Annotated in this window: 21 protein-coding genes; 13 read left to right on the top strand and 8 right to left on the bottom strand. The window is 63.1% G+C overall.

Annotated features, from left to right (window positions below; genetic code table 11):
* Positions 1–22: 22 nt before the first annotated feature.
* Positions 23–1015 carry a dihydroorotate dehydrogenase gene (locus tag C935_RS0102905; RefSeq protein ID WP_018861012.1) on the bottom strand — a complete coding sequence of 331 codons (993 nt, stop codon included), beginning with the start codon at positions 1013–1015 and terminating at the stop codon, positions 23–25.
* Between C935_RS0102905 and C935_RS0102900 the strand changes: the two genes are divergently transcribed.
* From C935_RS0102900 to C935_RS0102885, 4 genes are all read left to right on the top strand, one after another.
* Positions 1014–1478, top strand: a complete 465-nt coding sequence (locus C935_RS0102900) for a tRNA (cytidine(34)-2'-O)-methyltransferase (protein ID WP_018861011.1) — start codon at positions 1014–1016, stop codon at positions 1476–1478. The two genes, C935_RS0102905 and C935_RS0102900, sit on opposite strands and share 2 nt — an antisense overlap.
* Positions 1479–1583: 105 nt before the next feature.
* Positions 1584–2459 (top strand): dienelactone hydrolase family protein, encoded by an 876-nt coding sequence (locus C935_RS0102895; RefSeq protein ID WP_026278607.1) that lies wholly within the window; start codon positions 1584–1586, stop codon positions 2457–2459.
* A gap of 63 nt (positions 2460–2522) precedes the next feature.
* Positions 2523–3398 (top strand): dienelactone hydrolase family protein, encoded by an 876-nt coding sequence (locus C935_RS0102890; RefSeq protein WP_018861009.1) that lies wholly within the window; start codon positions 2523–2525, stop codon positions 3396–3398.
* A 267-nt stretch (positions 3399–3665) separates the two neighbouring features.
* Positions 3666–4874 carry a 6-phosphofructokinase gene (locus C935_RS0102885; RefSeq protein WP_018861008.1) on the top strand — a complete coding sequence of 403 codons (1209 nt, stop codon included), beginning with the start codon at positions 3666–3668 and terminating at the stop codon, positions 4872–4874.
* Between the two features lie 103 nt (positions 4875–4977).
* Here C935_RS0102885 and adk read toward each other — a convergent pair whose 3' ends face one another.
* Complete coding sequence (adk, locus tag C935_RS0102880; protein ID WP_018861007.1) at positions 4978–5634, bottom strand: adenylate kinase; 657 nt, start codon at positions 5632–5634, stop codon at positions 4978–4980.
* Between the two features lie 149 nt (positions 5635–5783).
* Here adk and C935_RS0102875 point away from each other — a divergent pair, with 149 nt between their 5' ends.
* Positions 5784–6950: a hypothetical protein gene (locus tag C935_RS0102875; protein WP_018861006.1), complete on the top strand. Its 1167-nt coding sequence runs from the start codon at positions 5784–5786 to the stop codon at positions 6948–6950.
* Between the two features lie 70 nt (positions 6951–7020).
* Here the strand turns inward: C935_RS0102875 and C935_RS0102870 are convergent, their stop codons facing one another.
* Genes C935_RS0102870 through C935_RS0102860 form a run of 3 tightly spaced genes read right to left on the bottom strand, consistent with a single transcriptional unit; the run spans position 7021 to position 11614 of the window.
* Positions 7021–8004 (bottom strand): DmsC/YnfH family molybdoenzyme membrane anchor subunit, encoded by a 984-nt coding sequence (locus C935_RS0102870; RefSeq protein WP_018861005.1) that lies wholly within the window; start codon positions 8002–8004, stop codon positions 7021–7023.
* Positions 8005–8021: 17 nt separating this feature from the next.
* Positions 8022–8753, bottom strand: a complete 732-nt coding sequence (locus C935_RS0102865) for a 4Fe-4S dicluster domain-containing protein (RefSeq protein ID WP_018861004.1) — start codon at positions 8751–8753, stop codon at positions 8022–8024.
* Positions 8750–11614: a molybdopterin oxidoreductase family protein gene (locus C935_RS0102860; RefSeq protein WP_018861003.1), complete on the bottom strand. Its 2865-nt coding sequence runs from the start codon at positions 11612–11614 to the stop codon at positions 8750–8752. The genes C935_RS0102865 and C935_RS0102860 overlap by 4 nt, the downstream gene beginning before the upstream one ends.
* 237 nt (positions 11615–11851) lie before the next feature.
* On the opposite strand from C935_RS0102860, the gene C935_RS0102855 reads away from it, so the two are divergent.
* Together C935_RS0102855 and C935_RS0102850 are read left to right on the top strand one after the other, a co-directional pair.
* Positions 11852–12388, top strand: coding sequence for a metallophosphoesterase family protein (locus C935_RS0102855; protein WP_018861002.1), 537 nt, complete (start codon positions 11852–11854; stop codon positions 12386–12388).
* A gap of 132 nt (positions 12389–12520) precedes the next feature.
* Entirely contained in the window at positions 12521–13126 is a 606-nt protein-coding gene (locus C935_RS0102850; protein ID WP_018861001.1) for a CBS domain-containing protein, read from the top strand.
* 67 nt (positions 13127–13193) lie between these two features.
* Here the strand turns inward: C935_RS0102850 and sat are convergent, their stop codons facing one another.
* Positions 13194–14384, bottom strand: a complete 1191-nt coding sequence (sat, locus tag C935_RS0102845) for a sulfate adenylyltransferase (protein WP_018861000.1) — start codon at positions 14382–14384, stop codon at positions 13194–13196.
* 571 nt (positions 14385–14955) lie between these two features.
* Here sat and C935_RS0102840 point away from each other — a divergent pair.
* From C935_RS0102840 to C935_RS13320, 6 genes are all read left to right on the top strand, one after another.
* On the top strand, positions 14956–15729 hold the full coding sequence (locus tag C935_RS0102840; protein WP_018860999.1) for a hypothetical protein: 774 nt from the start codon (positions 14956–14958) through the stop codon (positions 15727–15729).
* 42 nt (positions 15730–15771) lie between these two features.
* The gene (aprB, locus tag C935_RS0102835; protein WP_038029702.1) at positions 15772–16251 is read left to right on the top strand and encodes an adenylyl-sulfate reductase subunit beta; all 480 of its coding nucleotides are present in this window, start codon (positions 15772–15774) and stop codon (positions 16249–16251) included.
* Positions 16251–18149, top strand: coding sequence for an adenylyl-sulfate reductase subunit alpha (gene aprA, locus C935_RS0102830; RefSeq protein ID WP_018860997.1), 1899 nt, complete (start codon positions 16251–16253; stop codon positions 18147–18149). Before aprB ends, aprA begins: the two co-directional genes overlap by 1 nt.
* 157 nt (positions 18150–18306) lie before the next feature.
* Positions 18307–18657 (top strand): hypothetical protein, encoded by a 351-nt coding sequence (locus C935_RS0102825; protein ID WP_018860996.1) that lies wholly within the window; start codon positions 18307–18309, stop codon positions 18655–18657.
* 16 nt (positions 18658–18673) lie between these two features.
* On the top strand, positions 18674–19186 hold the full coding sequence (locus C935_RS0102820; RefSeq protein WP_018860995.1) for a peptidylprolyl isomerase: 513 nt from the start codon (positions 18674–18676) through the stop codon (positions 19184–19186).
* Between the two features lie 92 nt (positions 19187–19278).
* On the top strand, positions 19279–19443 hold the full coding sequence (locus C935_RS13320) for a hypothetical protein (RefSeq protein ID WP_012981484.1): 165 nt from the start codon (positions 19279–19281) through the stop codon (positions 19441–19443).
* 154 nt (positions 19444–19597) lie between these two features.
* Here C935_RS13320 and C935_RS0102810 read toward each other — a convergent pair whose 3' ends face one another.
* The gene (locus C935_RS0102810; protein ID WP_018860994.1) at positions 19598–21025 is read right to left on the bottom strand and encodes an AmpG family muropeptide MFS transporter; all 1428 of its coding nucleotides are present in this window, start codon (positions 21023–21025) and stop codon (positions 19598–19600) included.
* Between the two features lie 18 nt (positions 21026–21043).
* Positions 21044–21817, bottom strand: coding sequence for an exodeoxyribonuclease III (locus C935_RS0102805; RefSeq protein ID WP_018860993.1), 774 nt, complete (start codon positions 21815–21817; stop codon positions 21044–21046).
* Positions 21818–21832: the final 15 nt, after the last annotated feature.

Raw genomic sequence — 21832 nt, 5'->3', positions numbered from 1 at the left:
ATCAGTGTTTCCTTGAGCCGGGTCAGGTCGTGGGGTCTTCCGGGGCCGGTGCCGCGCAGGCGGAGATCCCGCTGTTGAGCTGCAGGGTTCCGGTCAGTTCGTTGACCTGCTCGATCCCGTGGCGATCCATGTAGTCACGGATGCCGTCGAGGATCTTCGGCAGGCACAGCGGGTCGTAGAACAGCCCCGTCCCGACACCCACGGTACTGGCGCCAGCGATCAGGAATTCCAGCGCGTCGCGCGCGGTCAGCACGCCGCCCTGGCCGATGATCGGGATGTGGTGCGGCGCGGCCACCTGATAGACCTGCTGTACCTTCAATAGCGCGATCGGCTTGATCGCCGGGCCGGACAGTCCGCCCTGGTTGTTGCCGATCACCGCGCGGCGGTTCTCGACGTCGACCGCCATGCCCATCAGGGTGTTGATCACTGCAAAGCCGTCGGTCCCGGCGTCGATACAGCGGCGCGCGTTCTCGGCAATGTCGGTCTGGTTGGGCGAGAGCTTGGTGATCAGTGGCTTGGAGGTCACCGAACGGCAGGCCTCGACCACGCGTGCGGACATCTCCGGGTCGTTGCCGAAGGCCACGCCGCCCTCTTTCACGTTGGGGCAGGAGATGTTGATCTCGATGGCATCGATCGGCGAGTCGTCGAAACGCCGGGTGACCTCGATGTACTCCTCGATGGTCGAGCCGGAGACGTTGGCGAAAAAGCGCGTCTCCTCAAAATCGAGCACGGGCAGGATCTCGTCCACCACCCTGTCCACGCCCGGATTCTGCAGCCCGATCGCGTTCAGCATGCCATCCGGGGTCTCGTAGACGCGGTGCGGCGGGTTGCCCAGGCGTGCCTGGCCGGTCGTGCCCTTCAGACAGATCGCACCTGCGTCGCGGTTGGAGAACCCGGCGACCCGGGTGTATTCCTCGCCAAAGCCGACACAGCCGGACAGCAGCACCAGGGGCGTGTTCAAATGCAGCCCGCAGAAATCAACGGCCAGCCGCGGATCGGTGCGCGAATCACTCATGCTTCACATCGTCCTTTATGAACCGGAAATCCCGCCGAACACGGGCAATATTATTCGTCTGGCGGCCAACACCGGGGCGGCGTTGCACCTGATCCACCCGCTCGGTTTCGAGCTGGACAGCGCCCGCGCGCGCCGCGCCGGGCTCGACTATCACGAGCTGGCCCGGGTGCAAGAGTATGACAGCCTCGAACAGTGGCGGGAATCGACCCGGCCGCAACGCGTGTTCGCCCTGACCACGCGCGGGCAGGCCCGTTACGACCAGGCCGGGTTCCGGTCCGGCGATGCCCTGCTGTTCGGCCCGGAGACCCGCGGTCTTCCCGAATCGGTGTTCGAAGCGCTGCCTCCCGAGCATCGCTTGCGCCTGCCCATGCAGCCCGACAGCCGCAGCCTGAATCTCTCCAACGCGGTGGCTGTGGTGGTCTACGAGGCCTGGCGCCAGATTGGTTTTCCGGGCGGGGAGTAAAGGCAGGACATCGCGCTTTGCTCTAAGCTCTGAGACGTAGCTCATCGCTGCGGGGCTCCGGCCGGGTAGCCCTCGCGGCCTCAAAGAAAAAGGGGTTCGGGATTTATGCTTTCTGCTCTTCGTGCGCTCTGTCTGGTGGCCACCGCCAGTCTTATCGTCTCGCCGCTCGCGGCGGACGAAGCCACCGGTTCCGACAACTGGTGGTGGGATGACGACTGGTGGGAGGATGGTGTCCTGTATTCCGATCTCGAGAATCACGAAGTCGAGATCGAGCGGTTCGAATACGAGCGCGACGGCGTGGACATCCCGGCAATGGTGGCGCGCCCCGCCGATGGCGAGGCTTACCCCGCCATCCTCTGGGCCCATGGTCGGCGAGGCCTGGATGATCTGGCCGAGCTTCATGTGAAGCGTCTGGCGGCGCGGGGATTCGTGGTGATGGCGCCCGACATGTACACCGGCCGTTTCATGGAGAGCCATCCGCTGGATCACGACTACGAACTGGAAGGCGACCTCAACAAGGGGCTGGATGTCCTGCTCGAGCGCGACGACATCGTGGGTGACCGTGCCTGTCTGGTGTCCATCACGCGCGGGGGCTACAAGACGCTGAAGGTGGCGGTGACCTACGAGCGGCAGGTCGAAGATGTCGCCTGCTGGGCTGGCTATTACCCGCATCTGCAGGACCCGAACCTCGGCGAACCCCATCAGGTGTATCGCTATGCCAACGAGGTGAACCAGCTCGAGATCCCGATGATGATCCTGATCGGCGAGGACGAGCAGTATCAGCGCCACCGGACCGCCAAGATGGCCGCCGACGGGCTGGAAAGCCGCGGTGGTGATGTGACCTGGATCGAGTATCCGGGCGTTGGCCGCGGCTTCGATTTTCGTAACGGCAACAACCGCACCTTCGCCGACGACCTGGCCTCGCGTGACGCGATGATCCGCGTTACCCAGTTCGTCAATCAGCACCTGCGCGACGACTGAAATCGCCCAGGGAGGGGCGCCGGCCGGGTAGCCCGCGTGGTCTCAAAAAAAGGTCCGGGGTTTATGTTTTCTGCTCTGCGCTCGCTCAGCCTGCTGGCTGCCGCCAGCCTCATTGTCGCACCGCTCGCCGCGGACGAACCCACCGGTTCCGACAACTGGTGGTGGAATGACGACTGGTGGGAGGATGGTGTCCTGTATTCCGATCTTGAAAACCACGAGGTGCAGGTCGAGCGTTTCGAGTACGAACGCGACGGCGTGGACATTCCGGCCATGGTCGCGCGTCCTGCCGATGGCAAGGCCTACCCCGCCATCCTCTGGGCCCACGGTCGGCGAGGCCTGGGCGATCTGGCCGAGTTTCATGTGAAGCGTCTGGCCGCGCGGGGCTTCGTGGTGATGGCGCCGGACATGTACACCGGTCGTTTCATGGAGAGCCATCCGCTGGATCATGACTACGAGCTGGAAGGTGATCTGAACAAGGGTCTGGATGTCCTGCTCGAGCGCGACGACATCGTTGGGGACCGTGCCTGCCTGGTGTCTCTTTCGCGCGGGGGTTACAAGACGCTGAAGGTGGCGGTGACCTACGAGCGGCAGGTCGAAGATGTCGCCTGCTGGGCTGGCTATTACCCGCATCTGCAGGACCCGAACCTCGGCGAACCCCATCAGGTGTATCGCTATGCCAACGAGGTGAACCAGCTCGAGATCCCGATGATGATCCTGATCGGCGAGGACGAGCAGTATCAGCGCCACCGGACCGCCAAGATGGCCGCCGACGGGCTGGAAAGCCGCGGTGGTGATGTGACCTGGATCGAGTATCCGGGCGTTGGCCGCGGCTTCGATTTTCGTAACGGCAACAACCGCACCTTCGCCGACGACCTGGCCTCGCGTGACGCGATGATCCGCGTCACCCGCTTCGTCAATCAGCACCTGCGCGACGACTGACATCGCCCGGGGAAGGGGCGCCGGCCTTGCTCGGCGTCTCCCTCGGGCGCTTTCCCTTCCTGATCGAACCGAGCCCTGCGCATCCCGTCATGGGGTCCGGCGGGCTCGGTCAGCCTCCTTTATAAGCCTTTGATAATAAAGAAGACGTTTGCATACGGGCGTTGTGGAATTTGCTATCTTCGGGCTTCGTGAAATCGAGAAGCCCCGGTCGCTTCGCGGCGGGTCCCCGGTTTGTTCGCACTGCAGTCGCAATAAGGAGGAGTAAGGATGGCCAAGGTTCTGATCGCCCAGGGTGGAGGCCCGACGGCGGTAATCAATCAATCCATGGTGGGTGCGGTCCTCGAGGCCCGAAAGTTTACCGACGTCGAACTGGTGTACGGGGCCTTCCACGGGGTCCGCGGGATCATCGACGAGGAATTCCTGGACCTGACCCAGGAGACCACCCACAACCTGGAGATGGTCGCTCGGACGCCCTCCTCGGCACTGGGCTCCACGCGTGACAAGCCGGACCTCGATTACTGCAAGGAGATCTTCAAGGTCCTGAAGGCCCACGGGATCACCTACTTCTTCTATATCGGCGGCAACGATTCCTCCGACACCGTGCGTATCGTCAGCGAGGAGGCGCGCAAGGCCAACTATCCGATGCGTTGCGTGCACATTCCGAAGACGATCGACAATGACCTGGTGGAGAACGACCATACGCCGGGCTTTCCCTCGGCGGCGCGGTTTGTGGCCCAGGCCTTTGTCGGCGCCAACCTCGACAACTATGCCCTGCCGGGGATCTATCTGGCAGTGGTCATGGGCCGCCATGCCGGATTCCTGACCGCGGCCTCCGCCCTCGGGAAGAAATTCCCGGACGACGGGCCACATCTGATCTATGTGCCCGAACGGGTGTTCGAGGTCGACCGCTTCCTCTCGGACGTCAAGGCGACCATGGACCGTTACGGCCGCTGCGTGATCGCGGTCAGCGAGGGGATCCACGACGCGGACGGAGAACCGATTGCGACCAAGCTCGCCAAGGATGTCGAGAAGGATGCCCACGGTAATGTTCAGCTCTCGGGCACCGGCGCCCTGGCCGACATGCTCTGTGGCGAGATCCGGGAAAAGCTGGGGGTCAAGCGCGTGCGCGGCGACACCTTCGGCTATCTGCAACGTGCCTTTATTGGCTGTGTCTCGGACGTCGACCAGCGCGAGGCCCGCGAGGTGGGCGAGAAGGCCGTGCAGTTTGCGATGTGGCAGGGCCGCGACGGCTCGGTCGCGATCAAGCGTACCGGCTTTTATTCGGTGGACTACGAGTACGTGCCGCTGGAGGCCGTCGCCGGCAAGACCAAGGTCATGCCGGACGAGTTCATCGATGCCTCAGGCACCGACGTCACCGACGCCTTCCGCATGTATCTGCGCCCGTTGCTGGGCTCGGGCATGCCGGACGCCTATCGCCTGCGTCAGAACAAGGTGACCAAGGTACTCGGTCGCTAGTAACAAGAAAGCCCCTGGTCCCGTGTTCGGGGCCAGGGGCAGTAGGCGCGGGGCCGCGGCCCCAATCAAGACGACCCGCCCGGAATGCCAGGCGGGTCTTTTTTTAGCCCAGAGCCTTGAAGATCTGGTCGCGGATGTCTTCCACCGATCCGGTTCCCTTGATGTGGACGTACTTCGGCGCATCGGACTCGCCGCTGTCCGCCCATTTCGAGTAGAACTCGACCAGTGGCTGGGTCTGGCTGTGATAGGCCTCCAGGCGTTTGCGCACCGTCTCTTCGTTGTCGTCTTCGCGCTGGATCAGATCCTCGCCGGTGACGTCATCCTTGCCCTCGACCTTCGGCGGGTTGAACTCGATGTGGTAGGTGCGGCCGGATCCAGGATGCACGCGGCGCCCGCTCATGCGGCGGATCACCTCTTCGTCGGGGACATCCACCTCCACCACAAAGTCGAGCGGCACGTTCTGTTCCTTCAGCGCCTCGGCCTGCGGGATGGTGCGCGGAAAGCCGTCAAACAGAAAGCCGCTGTCGCAGCAGTCGGGCTGCTCCACGCGTTCCTTCACCAGGCCCAGGATGATGTCGTCGGAGACGAGGCCGCCTGCATCCATGACCTCTTTGGCCTTCAGACCCAGTGGAGTGCCCGCCTTGACGGCTGCGCGCAGCATGTCTCCGGTGGAGATCTGCGGGATGTTGTACTTCTCGCAGATATATTGGGCCTGAGTGCCCTTGCCGGCGCCGGGCGCCCCCAACAGAATCAGTCGCATACTCTCGCTCCTATGAGGAGTGGGTGGTTGTGCTAAGGTCGCGGCGGACGCTTCCGAGCCGCGCAAGTTACAGTACAAGGGTTGTGGTTGTGGGTACAAGCCTGCCCATGCCTATCTGACACCCGCCCCGTAAGGAGTCATCGACCGACATGCAAGCCGGCCCCCGCGAGATCACCACGCCCTTTCGGCCTATCCCCCTGGATATCCCGGAAGGCATGAAGCCCAACGAGTTCTTCAACAGCACCGAAAACCTCGCCGACCTGGTCCACAACAACGGATTATTGGTGAATCCGGAGAACCTCCTGCTCTACCGCAAGGCGCTGGGGCACAGCAACGAATTCGACTGCTCCATCATCTACAACACCTCGCAGACCATCCTCGACCCGATGGGGCGCCCAGTGCGGCGCACCCAGGTGCCGGAGCCGGTGCGGCATGTCTGGAATCGGATGAACGGGGTGATCATCGAGTACATGCTGGAGCAGTATCCGGACCCGGCCGAGGCCCTGGTGCTGGCGGGCGAGGCCAGCCTGGACGCGACTTGGCCGCTGACCGCGCCGGGCGTGCCCAGCATCCGCATGCTGCACAATCACTTCATCGTCTTTCCCATGGCGACGCTGACCGAGGCGCCACTGGCGGATCCCGGCAACCCCAACCTGACCGATGGCGGCCAGCACAGCTTGTTCCAGGCCTATATGCGCGATGTCTATCGGACGTTTTTTACCCGGGCCCTGGATCTGCAAATCCTGCGTCCCGCTACGGATCACCAGGCACGCCTGGGGCTGACCGGCTACCCGCACGGCCTCCCGAGTTGGGAGATCCAGGGTGGGGTCGAGGCGCTGAAGGATATCCGCTTCTGGCGGGAATACGACGCGGTCCTGCAGGGCTTTCTGGACTTCTACCGGACCTTCTTTTCGCAGGTCTCCACCCGCAATGCGCCGATGCCCGAGGGCGTACATTTTCCCGATGCGGTGGAGGAGGTTCTGCTGTTCAACAACGATTTCCTGAAGACCGCGAAGAAGGTACGCGATCGCTGCTTCACGGATGCCAAGTACGCCCATGCGATCCGCTGGCAGCCGGCCTTCAAGCAGCTGATCTACCGCAATGACGAGGGTCGTCTGATCGTGACCATTAGTCAGAATTCAATCGGCAACGCGATCACCGAACTGTTGGGCGTCGTCGTCAACCGGGTGCCGGACGCGGAGGCCTACGAGCGTGTCGAACCGGCCCTTGTAGAAAAGCTGCTGGAAGTGCGTCGCCGCCTGGTCGAGGTCGACCTGGGCGAGGGGATTGCGACCGAGGGCTGGCCTGCCGGCTGACCGGGCCGGATCGGGTGTGCCCGGATAATGAATGATGTACCGGGGGCGGACGGACCGCCCCCGGTCATGGTCAGGCGACTGACTGGTAGTAGATGTTCTGCGGGTGGTTGGCCTGGGCGAAAAAGAACCAGCGCTCGGCGACCATGCCCAGATACTGAATCACGAACGCGGCGATCAGCACGTTGACCGGGTCGACCCGAGTGACCAGCACGACCAGCAGCAGGATCGCCGGGACCACGAACGCGCCTAGCAGGAAGATCCACTTCATCCCGCGCAGAAATGCCGCCGACATGTGGTGGAAGAACTCCCGCGTATTGAACGACCCGCCCATGAAGCCCTGGGACTTCTGCTGGATCTTCGGGTGCTTCACCCCGATCGCGGTCTGCAGGGTCGACTTCGACTTGATGCGGGCGTTGCGCACCAGCGACGCGCTGCGGGTGCCTAGCCCCAGAACGGTCAGCACGATCGCCACCGTCGCCATGAAGGCGACCAGCGGGACACCGGCCCAGGCAGCATAGGCGGCGGCCAGGGTAAAGCCGTTGGCGGCGCCCAGCACGGTGTAGTTCACCACCGTCAGTGGCGAATGCCATTCCTGCAGGAACTTGATGCAGGCATAGATCATTGCGGTGGTGACATACAGCACGATGGCCAGCAACGCCCCGATCGCACCGAGCACCATGGTTGGCAGCACGGGTATGTCTCCGGCCAGCGTACCCAGGGGCGGGTTGAACCCGAATGCATGGGCCGCGCCGTAGAGAAACACCAGGCCCATGAACGCCGGGAGCACGATCACCTCGCGCGAGAGCCAGGAGGTGCGCCACTTGGTGGCGGTGCGCCAGGCGCGTTCCGGCCGACCCAGGTGAAAGAACGAGGCGACCAGTCCCAGCACCAGGAAGGCCAGCGCGAGCGCGGAGCCAAGCGCCAGGAAGTCCGAACCCGGGGGCGGCAGCACGCCCAGCAGGCTCAGGGCTTCGGCACCGAACAGGCCGAGAAACAGGCCCTGTCCGGCGCCGATCAGGGTGGTGAGAAAAATGACCGAGAAGGCTGGATGCATAGTGTCTTCGTCCCTGTTTACCAGCTGGTGACGTCGTCGAGCGAGGGTTCGTCCTGCCCGGGCTTCGGCAACTGACTGTCGATCTTCAGCGGATTGTCCGCGCGTTCCACCTCGTCCTCGCGGATGGTCAGCTGGGTCTTGCGCCGTGGCAGGTAATGGTTGGCCGGCTTGGTCCCCCATTCCGGCATCAACTGGTAGCCACCCGCCTCGCGGATCGCCTTCGAGACGACCGACTCGGGGTCATGGATATCGCCGTACAGTCGCGCATTGGTCGGGCAGGCCCGCACGCAGGCCGGCTTGCGGTCCCATTCCGGCAACTCCTCGTCATAGATGCGATCCACGCACAGGGTGCACTTGGTCATCACCTTGCTTTCGGCGTCCACCTCGCGCACGCCGTAGGGGCAGGCCCAGGAGCAGTACTTGCAGCCAATGCACTTGTCGTAGTCGACGAGCACGATGCCGTCCGACTCGCGTTTGTAGGAGGCGCCGGTCGGACACACCGGTACGCAGGGCGGCTCCTCGCAATGCAGGCAGGACTTCGGAAAGTGCACCGTCTCGGTGTTCGGGTATTCACCCACCTCGAAGGTTTGCACCCGGTTGAAGAACGTACCGGTAGGGTCCGCGTCGTAGGGATTCTGGTCGACCAGCGGACCGGCGTCGCCGGAGGTGTTCCATTCCTTGCAACTGGTCACGCAGGCGTGGCAGCCCACGCAGACGTTGAGATCGATGACGAGGGCGAGTTGGGTCATTTCTTGCCTCCTATGCCCGCAAAGAAGTTCAAAACACGTGCCCGTGTGGACTGGCCGGGATACGGTTTGAGCGGCTTGAACTGGGGGGAGGTCTCCTGCGGCTCCCCTTCTTCGGCCTTGTAGATTCGTACGCGGACGTCATACCAGGCCGCCTGACCGGTGACCGGATCGGAATTCGAGATCGGGCCGTCATGCCCCGGCAGCTCCTCGGAGATCAGGTGGTTCAACAGGAAGCCCTTGCGCGCCTCGTTGGCGCGCGGGGTCAGGTTCCAGGCCCCCGCGGCCTTGCCGATTGCATTCCAGGTCCAGACGGTGCCGGGTTCGACGGCCTCCGAGTACTTGGCCATGCAGCGCACTCGGCCCCAGGGGCTTTCCGCCCAGATCCAGTCCTCGTCCTCGATGCCGGCGGCCCGCGCGGTGCGCGCGTTTACGTACAGCAGGTTGTGGGCGTGGATCTGGCGCAGCCAGGCATTCTGGGAGTCCCAGGAGTGGTACATCGCCATCGGCCGTTGGGTGACCGCGGCCAGCGGGTAGGTGTGTTTGTCCGTGGACTGGTGTTCCAACGGGTCGTAATAGAAGGGCAGTGGATCGAAAAAGGTTTCGACGCGCTTGGTCAGGTGCGCCGGCACCTTGCGTGTGGTCCCCTTGCCCTGGGCGGCGGCGCGGAACTTCATCAACACCTCGGAGTAGAGGTGAATCAGCACGGGTTCGCCATAGCGCGTGATGCGGTTGCGCTGCGACCACTCGAGATAGCCCTTGTTCCAGTTGCGCATGTACTGGTAGCTGCGTGGCAGTTCGTACTGGAAGACGCAGTTGTTCTTCGCGTACATCTCCCACTGGTTGGGGTTCGGTTCGCCGCGCAGGGACTTCTCGCCGCCCTTGCCGCGCCACCCGGCGAGGAAGCCGATGCCGGAACCCGGCTCGGTCTCGTAGTTGACCACGAAGTCCGGATAGTCGCGGAATTTGCGGTCGCCCTTCTCGTTCACGAAGGCCGGCAGTTTCAGACGCGACCCGAGCTCGATCAGTACATCCTGGAAGGGCTTGCACTCGCCCTTGGGTGGCACCACCGGGATGCGCACCGAATCCACCGGGCCGGTGAACTCGGAGATCGGGCGATCCAGCATCGACATCACGTCGTGGCGCTCCAGATAGGTGGTGTCCGGAAGGATCAGGTCGGCAAACGCAGTCATCTCCGACTGGAAGGCATCCGCGACGACCAGGAACGGGATCTTGTATTCCCCGTTGTCGTCCTTGTCGTTCAACATTTTGCGGACCTCTTCCGTGTTCATGGTCGAGTTCCACGCCATGTTGGCCATGAAGATCAGCAGGGTGTCGATCGGGTAGGGGTCGCCGCGCCAGGCATTGGTGATCGCGTTGTGCATCATGCCGTGCACGGCCAGCGGGTACTCCCAGGAGAAGGCCTTGTCGAGCCGGACCGGCTCGCCCTTGTCGTCCACGAACAGGTCGTCCGGGCTGGCCGGCCAGCCGAGCACCATGCCGTCCAGCGGCTTGCCGGGCTGCACGCCCTCCGGCCCCTTCGGGGTGCGGGCGCAGGGCGGGATCGGACGCGGGAACGGGGCCTTGTGGCGGAAGCCACCGGGGCGGTCGATCGTGCCCAGCAGCGACATCAGGATCGACAGCGAACGGATGGTATGGAAGCCGTTCGAGTGGGCGGCCAGCCCGCGCATCGCATGGAAGGAAACCGGGTTGCCGGTGACCGACTCGTGCTCCACGCCCCAGGAGTCGGTCCAGGCGATCGGCAGTTCGATGCGCTGATCACGCGCGGTCACGCCCATCTCGTGAGCCAGGCGGCGGATATCCTTGGCCGGTATGCCGGTGACGCGCTCGGCCCACTCCGGGGTGTACTCCGCGACCCGGTCCTGCAGCAGCTGGAACGAGGGCTTCGCCCGTGTCCCGTCGTCGAGTGTGAATTCGCCGAGCAGGAAGGGATCGGCCCCCGGGGTATGGGTGGCGACCGGGCGACCCGTCTTGCGATCCCACCAGAGCTGATTCTGTGCGTCGTAGCAGCCTTCTTCAGGCGGCTTCTCGGTACGCAGGAACATGCCGAACTCGTCCTGCTCCTCGTCCATGTTCACGAGCTGGCCGGCATTGCTGTAGCGCACCAGGAAGTCGCGGTCGTACAGGCCCTTGTTGATGATCTCGTGGATCAGCGCCAGCAGCAGGGCGCCGTCGGTCCCCGGACGGATCGGGACCCATTCGTCGGCGATCGCGGAGTAGCCACTGCGCACCGGGTTGATGGAGATAAAGCGCCCGCCCTGGCGCTTGAACTTGGAGATTGCGACCTTCAGCGGGTTGGAGTGGTGGTCCTCCGCGGTGCCGATCATCACGAACAGCTTCGAGCGTTCCAGGTCGGGGCCGCCGAACTCCCAGAACGACCCGCCGATGGTGTAGATCATGCCGGCGGCCATGTTCACCGAGCAGAAGCCGCCGTGTGCTGCGTAGTTGGGGGTGCCGAACTGCTTGGCGAACAGCCCGGTCAGGGCCTGCATCTGGTCGCGCCCGGTAAACAGCGCAAAGCGCTTCGGGTCGGTCTCGCGGATGTGCCCGAGGCGCTCGGCGAGGATCTCGAAGGTCTCCTCCCAGGAGATCGGCTCGAATTCGGCATCGCCGCGCTCGGCGCCGGCCTTGCGCCGCAGCGGCTGGGTCAGCCGTGCCGGCGAGTGCTGCTTCATGATCCCGGAGGCGCCCTTGGCGCAGATCACGCCTTCGTTGATCGGGTGCTCGGGGTTGCCATCGATGTAGCGCACCTCCCCGTCACGCAGGTGCACCCGGATGCCGCAACGGCAGGCGCACATGTAACAGGTGGTGTTCTTGATTTCGTGCGACGGGGTCTGTGCCATAGATCGTTAACGCCTTGAAAGTTTAGACAATTACGATATACTTGCGTCCCCCTGTGTGCCGCCCGGGGTTACTCCCACTATGCAGTTCCGGGGGGTCCACCACAAGGCATTTCGGGAGCAATCGGGCATCCGGCGATCGGTTTCGCGAGAGGCCCGGATTGGGAGTGGCCGCGAGCATGGACGCGGCAGTGTTATGGTTTCGCGCCAGGATTTTGAAAACAGAGGCCTGCGAATCCCATGAAGGTATGCATTGTTTCCGACAGCCATGACCGCGGCCCCATGCTGGCCCGGGCGATCGAGGCCGGTATTGCCGCGGGGGCCGAGGCCGTCATCCACTGTGGTGACGTAATTGGCGGAAATACGCTGCGCGCCTCGCTGAAGCTGGGTGTGCCGATCCACGCGGTGCATGGCAACAACCTGGGTGACCCGGTCGCGATCTCGCGCATCGCCCACCAGTCCAACGGCCTGCTGCATTACTACGGGCTGGATGCCACCATCACCCTCGGTGGCCGCCGCATCTTTGTCACGCATTATCCCCACTACGCCCATGCAATGGCCTGCACGGGAGACTACGATCTCGTTTGCTGCGGGCACAGCCACGAGACTGAAATTCGCCAGCAACCGCATGTGAAGGACGGGACCACCTGGGTCGTCAATCCAGGTACTGTGGCCGGTCTTGGTGCGCCCGAGGCTACCTGGGCGCTGGGGGACCTCGACAGCATGTCGTTCGAGATCCGGCCGACGCCGGAGGAGGCTGCGGCCGCAACGCAGTGACCTGTCGGGGGCCGTTGGGGGCTATCCCCGTCTGTCGCATATCGCGGCAATGCTCGTGTCGCACGGGGTTGGCTTGTCAGCACGCGTTTGTCAGGGCATCGTCTAGGTTCCCACCCTGGATGGAGAAACGCGATGACCGCAGAATTTCCGCACAAACCCCTGCCATCGAGCAAGGCGGCTCCCGGAACCGGGCTGCAGCAGGTAACCGACGAGGAACCGCGGGTCACGCTGGCCTCCTCGGCCCTGTGTGTGCTGACCGACTTCCGCCGCGTGCCGGTGGCCACGATCGGTCCCGACGCGACACTGGGTCAGGCGACGGAGCAGATGATTGCCAAGGGTGTGCGGTTGCTGATTGTGGTCGACGATGCGCGGCGCGTGCGTGGTCTGATCACGGCGCGTGACACGCAGGGAGAACGCCCGATCCAGATGGTCAACGAGCGTGGCCTGCGGCACGAGGACCTGCGAGTGCGCGACCTGATGGCGCCCCTGGAGGACGTGGATCTCCTGGACATGCAGCGGGTGATGCAGGCCGATGTCGGCGACATTATCGCGACCCTGAAGGACTGGGGGCGTCAGCATGCGCTGGTCGGGCAGACTGACCCGGCTACTGGTGAGACCCGCATCCGGGGTATGTTCTCGGCCACGCAGATTGGCCGCCAGCTGGGGGTGTCGGTGCAGACATTCGATGTCGCACGGACCTTCGCCGAGATCCAGGCGGCATTGTCGAAGACCTACTGAATGCAAAACGGTGGCGGGATTCCCCGCCACCATTTCTCCTCGTGAACCGGGCCGCAGCCCGGTCCCGCTACTTGTTGATGCTCTGGTAGTAGTCCATCAGGATCTCCGCCACTTCCGGGCGCGAAAACTCGACCGGAGGCGCCTCGCCGCGGCCCAGCATCTCGCGCACCTTGGTGCCGGACAGGAGCACGAAGTCCTCCTTTGTGTGGTCGGGCGCATCGCACATCATCACAACGCGGCCGAGCTTTTTCGAGAAGGCGGTATGGTCCGCCCGGAAGATCTCGATCTCCAAGGCGCCGTCCGGGACGTCCGTATCGAAGACGGTCTGGGCATCGAACGGGCCGTAGTAATCCCCCACGCCGGCATGATCACGACCGACGATGAAATGGGTGGCCCCCATGTTCTGGCGGAACAGCGCGTGCAGCACCGCCTCTCGCGGCCCCGCATAGAGCATGTCGAAGCCGTAACCGGTGATCATCACCGTGTTCGGAGGGAAGTAGATCTCCGCCATCTTGCGAATCGCGGCGTCCCGCACCGGGGCCGGGATATCGCCGGGTTTCAGCTTGCCCAGCAGCATGTGGATCACCACGCCATCGGCATTGAGCTGCTCCAGCGCCATGCGGCACAACTCTTCGTGGGCGCGGTGCATCGGATTGCGGGTCTGGAAGGCCACCACCTTGTTCCAGCCGCGTTCGGCGATCTCGTTGCGGATCTCCACGGCGGTGCGGAAGGTGTCGGGGAAGTCGTCCTGGAAATAGGAGAAGTGAAGTACCTGAATGGGACCCGACACGCAGACGCGGCCTACGCTGTTGAAGGCGGCCACTCCGGGGTGCTCCATGTCGGTCGTGCCATAGACCTTCTCGGTCATGGTCGCCATCTGCTCGGGCGTGAACTCCTCGATCGCCTCGACTTCCTGAATCGCGAGAACCGGATTCCCTTCCATGTTGGGGTCGCGCAGGGCAATGCGCTTGGCCCCGCGAATGGCATCCGCGTTCTCCAGGAGGTTGACCACAGGGACCGGGAAAAACAGCCCGCTGGTGGTCCTCATGTTTTCCGCGCAACTCATCGCGTCGGCGACGTTCATGAAGCCGGTCAGAGGCGTGAAATAGCCGCCTCCCATCATGACGGCGTTGCCCGCGGCAGCGGAGCTGATCATCACGGAGGGAAGGGTTTCGGCCTCTTTCAACAGGGCGTGATGTTGCTCGGGTTCGTAGACAAACAGGGGCTTCAGGGTGTCTGCACCGTGCGGTTTGATCATGGGGCTTTGTCTCCTGCCGACGCTGGTTGTGGGCTATGTATGGGGCGGCCGAAGCCGCCGGATGTCGTGCTCGGATCGCATGCGATCGGCCGGGCGCGTGTTTGGCCGCCGTGCGAGTCGAACCCGAACGTAGCACAAGATAGTCCATAAAGCGCCGGGTTACTTGACCCCTATCCAGCCTGCGCTGACACAAGGGGCCTGTGGTGGGCAGGGTCGACGCGGCTCGGTCCGGGGCCCCGCGCCTCCGGCCGGTCGTTCGTGGTCGACAGGCCCGCAACCATGGGTTGCACGATGCCAAAGGCCGCGTGCCACGACTTTCCAAACAGATACCGGCTCAGGGTGGAATCCCAGTACGGGATAAAGCGGCGGCTGACGCCATAGATTAGCGTTTCCCTAAATTAGCATATCGACCCATTCATTCCGCTTATGTCGCGGCAAGCAAGTTTGATTTGAAGCGCAAGATCGATTTATCACAGACTCGGTGGGCCAATTGGACATGTTGAGGAGGCCTGACGCCGTGATCACTAGTAATCCCTTTGCCGAACTGGCTGCGTTTATTCCACCAGCCGCAATGCAGTGGTATGTCGTGCTCATGGTCATCCTGGTGGCTGCTGGCACGATCCTCGACATGATGCACAAGAGGAGCGCCACGTATTTCTTCGAGAACGCCAAGAAAGGGGAAAAGAACGCAACCCGTACCGTGAGTGGTGGCGAGAAATTTTCGATGGCGATGCAGACCATCGGGAAAGAGGTCATCACCTCTGGCGAATTCAAGAATCCGACGCGTCGCGCCTCCCACCTCTTCACCATGTGGGGCTTTATCGTGTTTGTGGTCTCCTCCGCCGTGCTGATCTTTGGTTACGCGACCGAGCCGGCAGCCGGGGTGTGGCCGGTCCTGTGGCACCTGGGTGCTCTGTCGCTCGCCTTTGGTGGCTACTGGTTCTGGTTCTTCATTCGCGTCGATGTGAATTCCGAAGGTCGCCGCTGGTACCAGCTGGTCCGTGCCGACCTGTTCATCGTGTCGCTGCTGGCGATGTCGACGTTCGCCATCCTGTGGTCGCTGACCCAGGGTACTGCGCTCGGCTGGCTGTTCTTTGCGCTGTTCCTGGCGGCCACCACGACGCTGTTCGCGACGGTCTACTGGTCCAAGTTCGCGCACATGTTCTTCAAGCCCGCCGCGGCCTATCAGAAGCGCCTTACCCGGGCTGATGGTTCCGCCGAGAACCTCCCGACCCTCACGCGCGACGACCCCGAGCAACAGCAGCGCCACTCGATGGAGTTGCTGCGTGACGCGCCGATGGACATGGGGAAGGGTATCCAGCGCGAAGAGCCCAACCACTACTAATAAAGCCATTTACCCGAACATCAGCATCGATCGAGGACTACCATGCCAACTTTCGTATACATGACCCGTTGCGATGGCTGTGGGTACTGCGTGGACATCTGCCCGTCAGACATCATGCATATCGACGAAACCACCCGTCGTGCCTACAACATCGAACCCAACATGTGCTGGGAATGCTATTCCTGCGTCAAGGCCTGCCCGCACCACGCCATTGACGTACGCGGCTACGCGGACTTCGCGCCTCTGGGCCACAGCGTGCGCGTCGACCGCGACGAAGAGCGCGGCACCATCGCCTGGAAGATCAAGTTCCGCGATGGTCGGGAAAAGAATTTCCTGTCGCCGATCACTACCAAGCCCTGGGGCAAGCACATCCCGCAGCTGGCCGACGTGCCCGCGCCGGACAAGTCGATGCGGGACAGCCAGTTGCTGTTCAACGAGCCCAAGTACATCCGCATGGATGAGGGGGATCTGCACACGCTTGAGGCCGCCGGTCTCAAACTGAAAGAAGGGGTGTACTACTGATGGCCTACAAGACAATCGTCGAAGACAACATCGACATCTTGGTTTGTGGCGCCGGCCTGGGCGGCACGGGTGCCGCCTGGGAAGCCCGGTTCTGGGGCCAGGACAAGAAGGTCGTGATTGCTGAAAAGGCCAACATCGACCGTTCCGGCGCGGTGGCGCAGGGCCTGTACGCGATCAACTGCTACATGGGGACCCGCTGGGGCGAGAACAACCCAGAAGACCACGTGCGCTACGCCCGCATCGACCTGATGGGTATGGTGCGCGAGGATCTGCTGTTCGACATGGCGCGCCACGTGGATTCCACCGTGCACCAGTTCGAGGAGTGGGGTCTCCCGCTGATGCGCGACCCGAAGACGGGGGCCTACCAGCGTGAGGGCCGCTGGCAGATCATGATCCACGGCGAGTCCTACAAGCCGATCGTGGCCGAGGCCGCCAAGAAGTCCGCCGACACGATCTACAACCGCATCTGTGTCACCCATCTCCTGATGGACGAGTCCAAGGAGAACCGGGTGGCCGGGGCCGTGGGCTTCAATGTGCGTACCGGCAACTATCACGTCTTTAAGTCGAAGACGGTAATCGTTGCCGCGGGCGGCGCCTCGATGATCTTCAAGCCGCGTTCGGTCGGTGAAGGTGCGGGCCGCGTCTGGTACGCGCCGTGGTCTTCCGGTTCGGCCTACGGTCTGCTGATCAATGCCGGCGCCAAGATGACCCAGATGGAAAACCGCATCGTGCTGGCCCGCTTCAAGGATGGCTATGGCCCGGTCGGTGCCTACTTCCTGCACCTGAAGACCCGTACGCAGAACTGCAACGGTGAAGAGTACGAGTCCAAGTGGTGGCCAGGGCTACAGGAGATGGTCGGCAAGGAGTACCTCGATCCGGAGGCCTCCCACCGGACCCACCGTCCGATCCCGACCTGCCTGCGCAACCATGCCTTCCTCAACGAAGTGAACGCTGGTCGTGGTCCGATCCACATGGTTACCATGGAGGCCTTCCAGGATCCGCACCTTGAAGAGGTGGGCTGGGAAAACTTCCTGGGCATGACCGTCGGCCAGGCTGTGCTGTGGGCCGCCACCGACGTCGACCCCAAGAACGAGAACCCCGAGCTGACCACCTCGGAGCCCTACGTGATGGGCTCGCACGCAACGGGTTGCGGCGCCTGGTGCTCCGGTCCGGAGGATGTCTCCCCGCCCGAGTACTTCTGGGGCTACAATCGCATGACCAGTGTCGAAGGCCTGTTCGGTGCCGGCGACGCCGTGGGCGGGACGCCGCATGCGTTCTCCTCCGGTTCCTTCACCGAAGGCCGGCTGGCCGCGAAGGCTGCCTGCAAGTACATCGACGATGGCAAGGCCGACGGTATCCGCGTCTCCGATTCGCAGATCAACAAGCGCAAAGAGGAGATCTACAAACCGCTCGAGCACTACAAGATCTACCGCAACGAGGTTGTTGCCGGTTCGGTCAACCCGAACTACATCAACCCGCGCCAGGGCCTTGACCGCCTGCAGAAGCTGATGGACGAATACTGCGGTGGCGTGACGGTCAGCTACATGACCAACGAAAAGCTGCTCAATATCGGCCTGAAGAAGATGCACATCCTCGAAGAGGACCTGGAAAAGCTGGCCGCGGAGGACATCCACGAGCTGTTGCGTGCCTGGGAGCTGAAGCACCGCGTACGCACGGCCGAGAGCGTCTTCCACCACACGCTGTTCCGCAAGGAAACGCGCTGGCCGGGCTACTACTATCGCGGCGACTACATGAAGCTCGACGACAAGAACTGGCATCACCTGACGGTCTCCCGTCGTGATCCGAAGACCGGCGAGTACACCATGGAGAAGGCGCCGTGCTATCACCTGGTCGACAAGGACGAGGCCCCGGCCGAGCCCGAGAAAGCGGAAGCCTAGGGTACTAACGTGACGGGGTCGGCTGCGACCCCGTCACCACGACCGGAAGCAGCGTTGGCCAACGCGTTCGCGCGTTGGTCTTCTCTTTCAACCGCCACCCCCCGGGGGTTTCAACATGACCAGTGCAGCTGAAGCACAGACACCGCAGGAGACGTCGATGAACATCATCGATCACTCCGACGAGGAGATCTTGGAGATCGCCCACCCCATGTGGAGTGATCTGATCAAGTACTCGAACAAGGGCCAGTACGGCAAGTTCGTCCGCCGGTTCTCCTATCATCTGCTGTTCGGCCTTAACGAGGTTGAAGTGGGCAAACAGTTCGCCCAGAGCGAACTGACCCGCAACCTGAAGGAGGACTGGGATTTCCTCGGCATCATCCGTCGCGGCGAACACGTGACCGTTCTGTACCGGGTGCGCAGCACGAAGAAGGAAGGCGAGTGGCTTGGCCGCATGGTCCTCGGTTACGAGGAAGGCGAGGTGCGGATCTTCGGTGCGTCCATTTTTTGAGATTGCGGGACTTTGAATGACAGATGTAATCAAGGACAACAAGTACGTCGAACTGAACTATCAGGTCATCGACGAGAAATCCGGCCAGGTCCTGACCGAGGTCGAGTTCCCGCTGGGTTATGTGCACGGCGTCAATGAAGTCCTGTCGCCCAAGGTGATGGGCGAGCTTGAGGGCAAGGCGCAGGGCGAAACCATCGAGGTCCCCATCGATTGCAATGCGCTGTACGGTCCGCGCGACGAGTCCCTGGTGATCACGGAAGCGATCGAAAACGTGCCGGAGGAGTACCGCAAAGTCGGTACGGCGATCCTGATGGAAAACGATCGAGGCCAGACCAAGAACTTTCTGGTTACGCGGCTCGACGACAAGACGATCACCATCGATGGCAATAACCCACTGTGTGGCCGACAGGTGATTTTCAAGCTGAATGTGTTGTTGGTGCGTGATGCCACTGCTGAAGAAATCGAGCATGGTGGCAAGGTGGAGTCGGGCCCGGAAATCGACAGCGGACGAGCGGTGCCCATCGAGTGATGGAGCCGGTTCACCCGGCCTGTCAGTATGTCTGGGGAGCGAGACGTGAGTGTCCCATCCCCTTTTTTTCATCGAAGCGAGGTGAATGAAACATGAGCCAGGATACCGAGAAGAAACACCCGCAGGTCCCGGATGGCAAGTCCCGTTATCTCGTGACCCGTCAGATGCCGCCTAACGAAAAGGGGTTTGTCGGTTACGAAACGATCTGGGAGTCCTTCCAGAAAGAGGCCGAGTACACCACACCGAAGCGCCCCTGAAGCCGGGGTAGCCGACAACCGCCCCTTGTCGAACGGGGCGCAGCCTTACCTGCCGCCCGCCCGCGATGTTCATCGCCGGCGGGCGATTTTGTGTCGCTCAGGTCTGGGCCTGCGGGGCCATGCGAGGGGGGGCGTCTTGAACCCCGGTAAGTCTCTACGAAGGGGAGCGTTCTTGTTCCTGCGGCGGTTCTTGCAGTTCCGGTGGCCTTCCAGGCTGGGCCATGCGGTCCGGGTTGGCCCAGCGCATCAGGGCAAGCGCCAGCAGGATGGTGGGAATACCAATGAGCGCAGAACTCGCGAAGAACCAGAACCAACCAAGATGCTCGGCGAATATGCCGGTAAAGCCGGCCAGGAACTGGCCCGGTAGGGTCATGATCGAGCTGAACAAGGCATATTGCGTGGCGGTGTAAGCCGAATTCGTCAGGCTGGAGAGATAGGCGATGAAAACCGAGATCGCCATCCCGCCGGAGAGGTTGTCCGCCATGATCGCGAATACGAGGCCATAGAGCTCCGGCCCCAGCGTGGCCAGCCAGGAGAACGTCAGATTGGTGGCCGGGGCCAGGATGGCGGTGGCGATCAGCATGCGCATGATCCCGAAACGCACCACCAGCAATCCGCCAAGGGCGGCTCCCGTCAGGGTCATCGCCAGCCCGAAGGCCGCCGCGATATTGGCGATCTCGTCTTTGGTAAAGCCCAGGTCCAGATAGAACGGATTGGCCATCACGCCCATGAAGATGTCGCTGATGCGGAAGATGGCGATGAACGCGATCACCAGCAGGGCGATCTTTCCGAAGCGCTGCCAGAACTCCACGAACGGACACACGACTGCGCCGATGAACCAGGCCTTGAAGTCCCGCCAGAGGCCGGTGTCCGCGGTGTTGTTGATGTAATGCACCACGCGCTCTTCCAGTTGCGTGGTCTTCGCGTCGCGCGTCGCGACTTCCGGCTCGCGCACGATCAGGGTGCAGACGACCCCGACCAGCATCAGCGTGGCCATCGCAGCGTAGGAAAGGCTCCAGTTGCCGGCGGCTGCGATATGCAATGCCCCCGCACCGGCGGTCAGCAGGGCCACGCGATAGCCGAAGACGTAGGCGGCCGCCATTGCCCCCTGCCGCTCCTGGCTGACCGCCTCGATGCGGTAGGCATCAATCGCAATATCCTGGGTGGCGGCCCCAAAGGCCGTGAGCACCGCCCATACCGCGACCAGCCACAGCTGCTCGGTGGGGTCGGTGAAGGCAATCCCGAACAGCCCCAGCATGATGGTGGCCTGCGCGGCCAGCATCCAGGCGCGCCGGCGCCCGAAGATCCGGGTTAGCAACGGGAGTCGCATCCGGTCCACGATCGGGGCCCACAGCACCTTGATGCTGTACGCCATGCCCACCCAGGAGAGGAAACCGATGGAGGCGAGTTCGACCCCGAGATCGCGCAGCCAGGCGGTAAAGGTGCCACCCGTCAGCAGTAGCGGAAGTCCGGCGGCAAAACCGAGGAACAGCATGCCCACCACCCGCGGGTGGCGGTAGACGGCCAGCGCCGCTCGCCAGTCGCGGTCCGGGCGGTTCTGCGACTCGGCGGCCGTGCTCATGCGGACGCCTGTGCGTAATCAGGGCGTGTAGTCATAGTCGATCCAGAACGGGGCGTGATCGGAGTAGCGATCATCCGTATGGATGTACGGGTCCCGGGCGGTCTCCGCGATGCCGGGGGTGGCGATCTGGTAATCGATGCGCCAGCCCACGTTCTTTGCCCAGGCCTGGCCACGATTGGACCACCAGGTGTACTGCTCGGGACGGTCGTCCAGCCGGCGGAATACATCCACCATGCCGATCTCGTCGAACAGGTGATCCAGCCAGGCGCGTTCCTCGGGCAGGAAGCCCGAGTTCTTCTGGTTGGATTTCCAATTGCGCAGGTCGATCTCCCTGTGGGCGATGTTCCAGTCGCCGCAGATCACCCACTCGCGCCCGTCCTGCATGCGCTCGGCCAGCCACGGCCGGAAGAAGTCCAGAAACCGCCATTTGGAATCCTGCCGGTGGTCCCCCGAGGAACCCGATGGCAGGTAGAGCGACACCACGGAAAGTTCCCCGAAGCGCATCTCCACATAGCGGCCCTCGTTGTCCGCCTCCTCGAAGCCGATGCGCGTGATCACCTCGTCCGGCTGGCGTCGGCTGTACAGGGCCACGCCACTGTAGCCGGGCTTTACCGCATCCACGTAGGCGCTGTGGTAGCCGGGGGGATGGAAAGGCTCGCCCTGAATCTGGTGGATCTGAGCCTTGGTCTCCTGGATGCAGACCACGTCGGCCTCGGTCGCCGGGAGCCAGTCGAAGAAGCCCTTGCGGGCGGCGGCACGGATGCCGTTGGCGTTCATCGAGAGTATGCGCATGGCGGGGAACAATAC

Source organism: Thioalkalivibrio sp. ALJ3 (assembly GCF_000377205.1).
Classification (GTDB): domain Bacteria; phylum Pseudomonadota; class Gammaproteobacteria; order Ectothiorhodospirales; family Ectothiorhodospiraceae; genus Thioalkalivibrio.
Note: the sequence above shows the minus strand (reverse complement) of the source record. Positions and strands in the feature narration are given on the sequence as shown.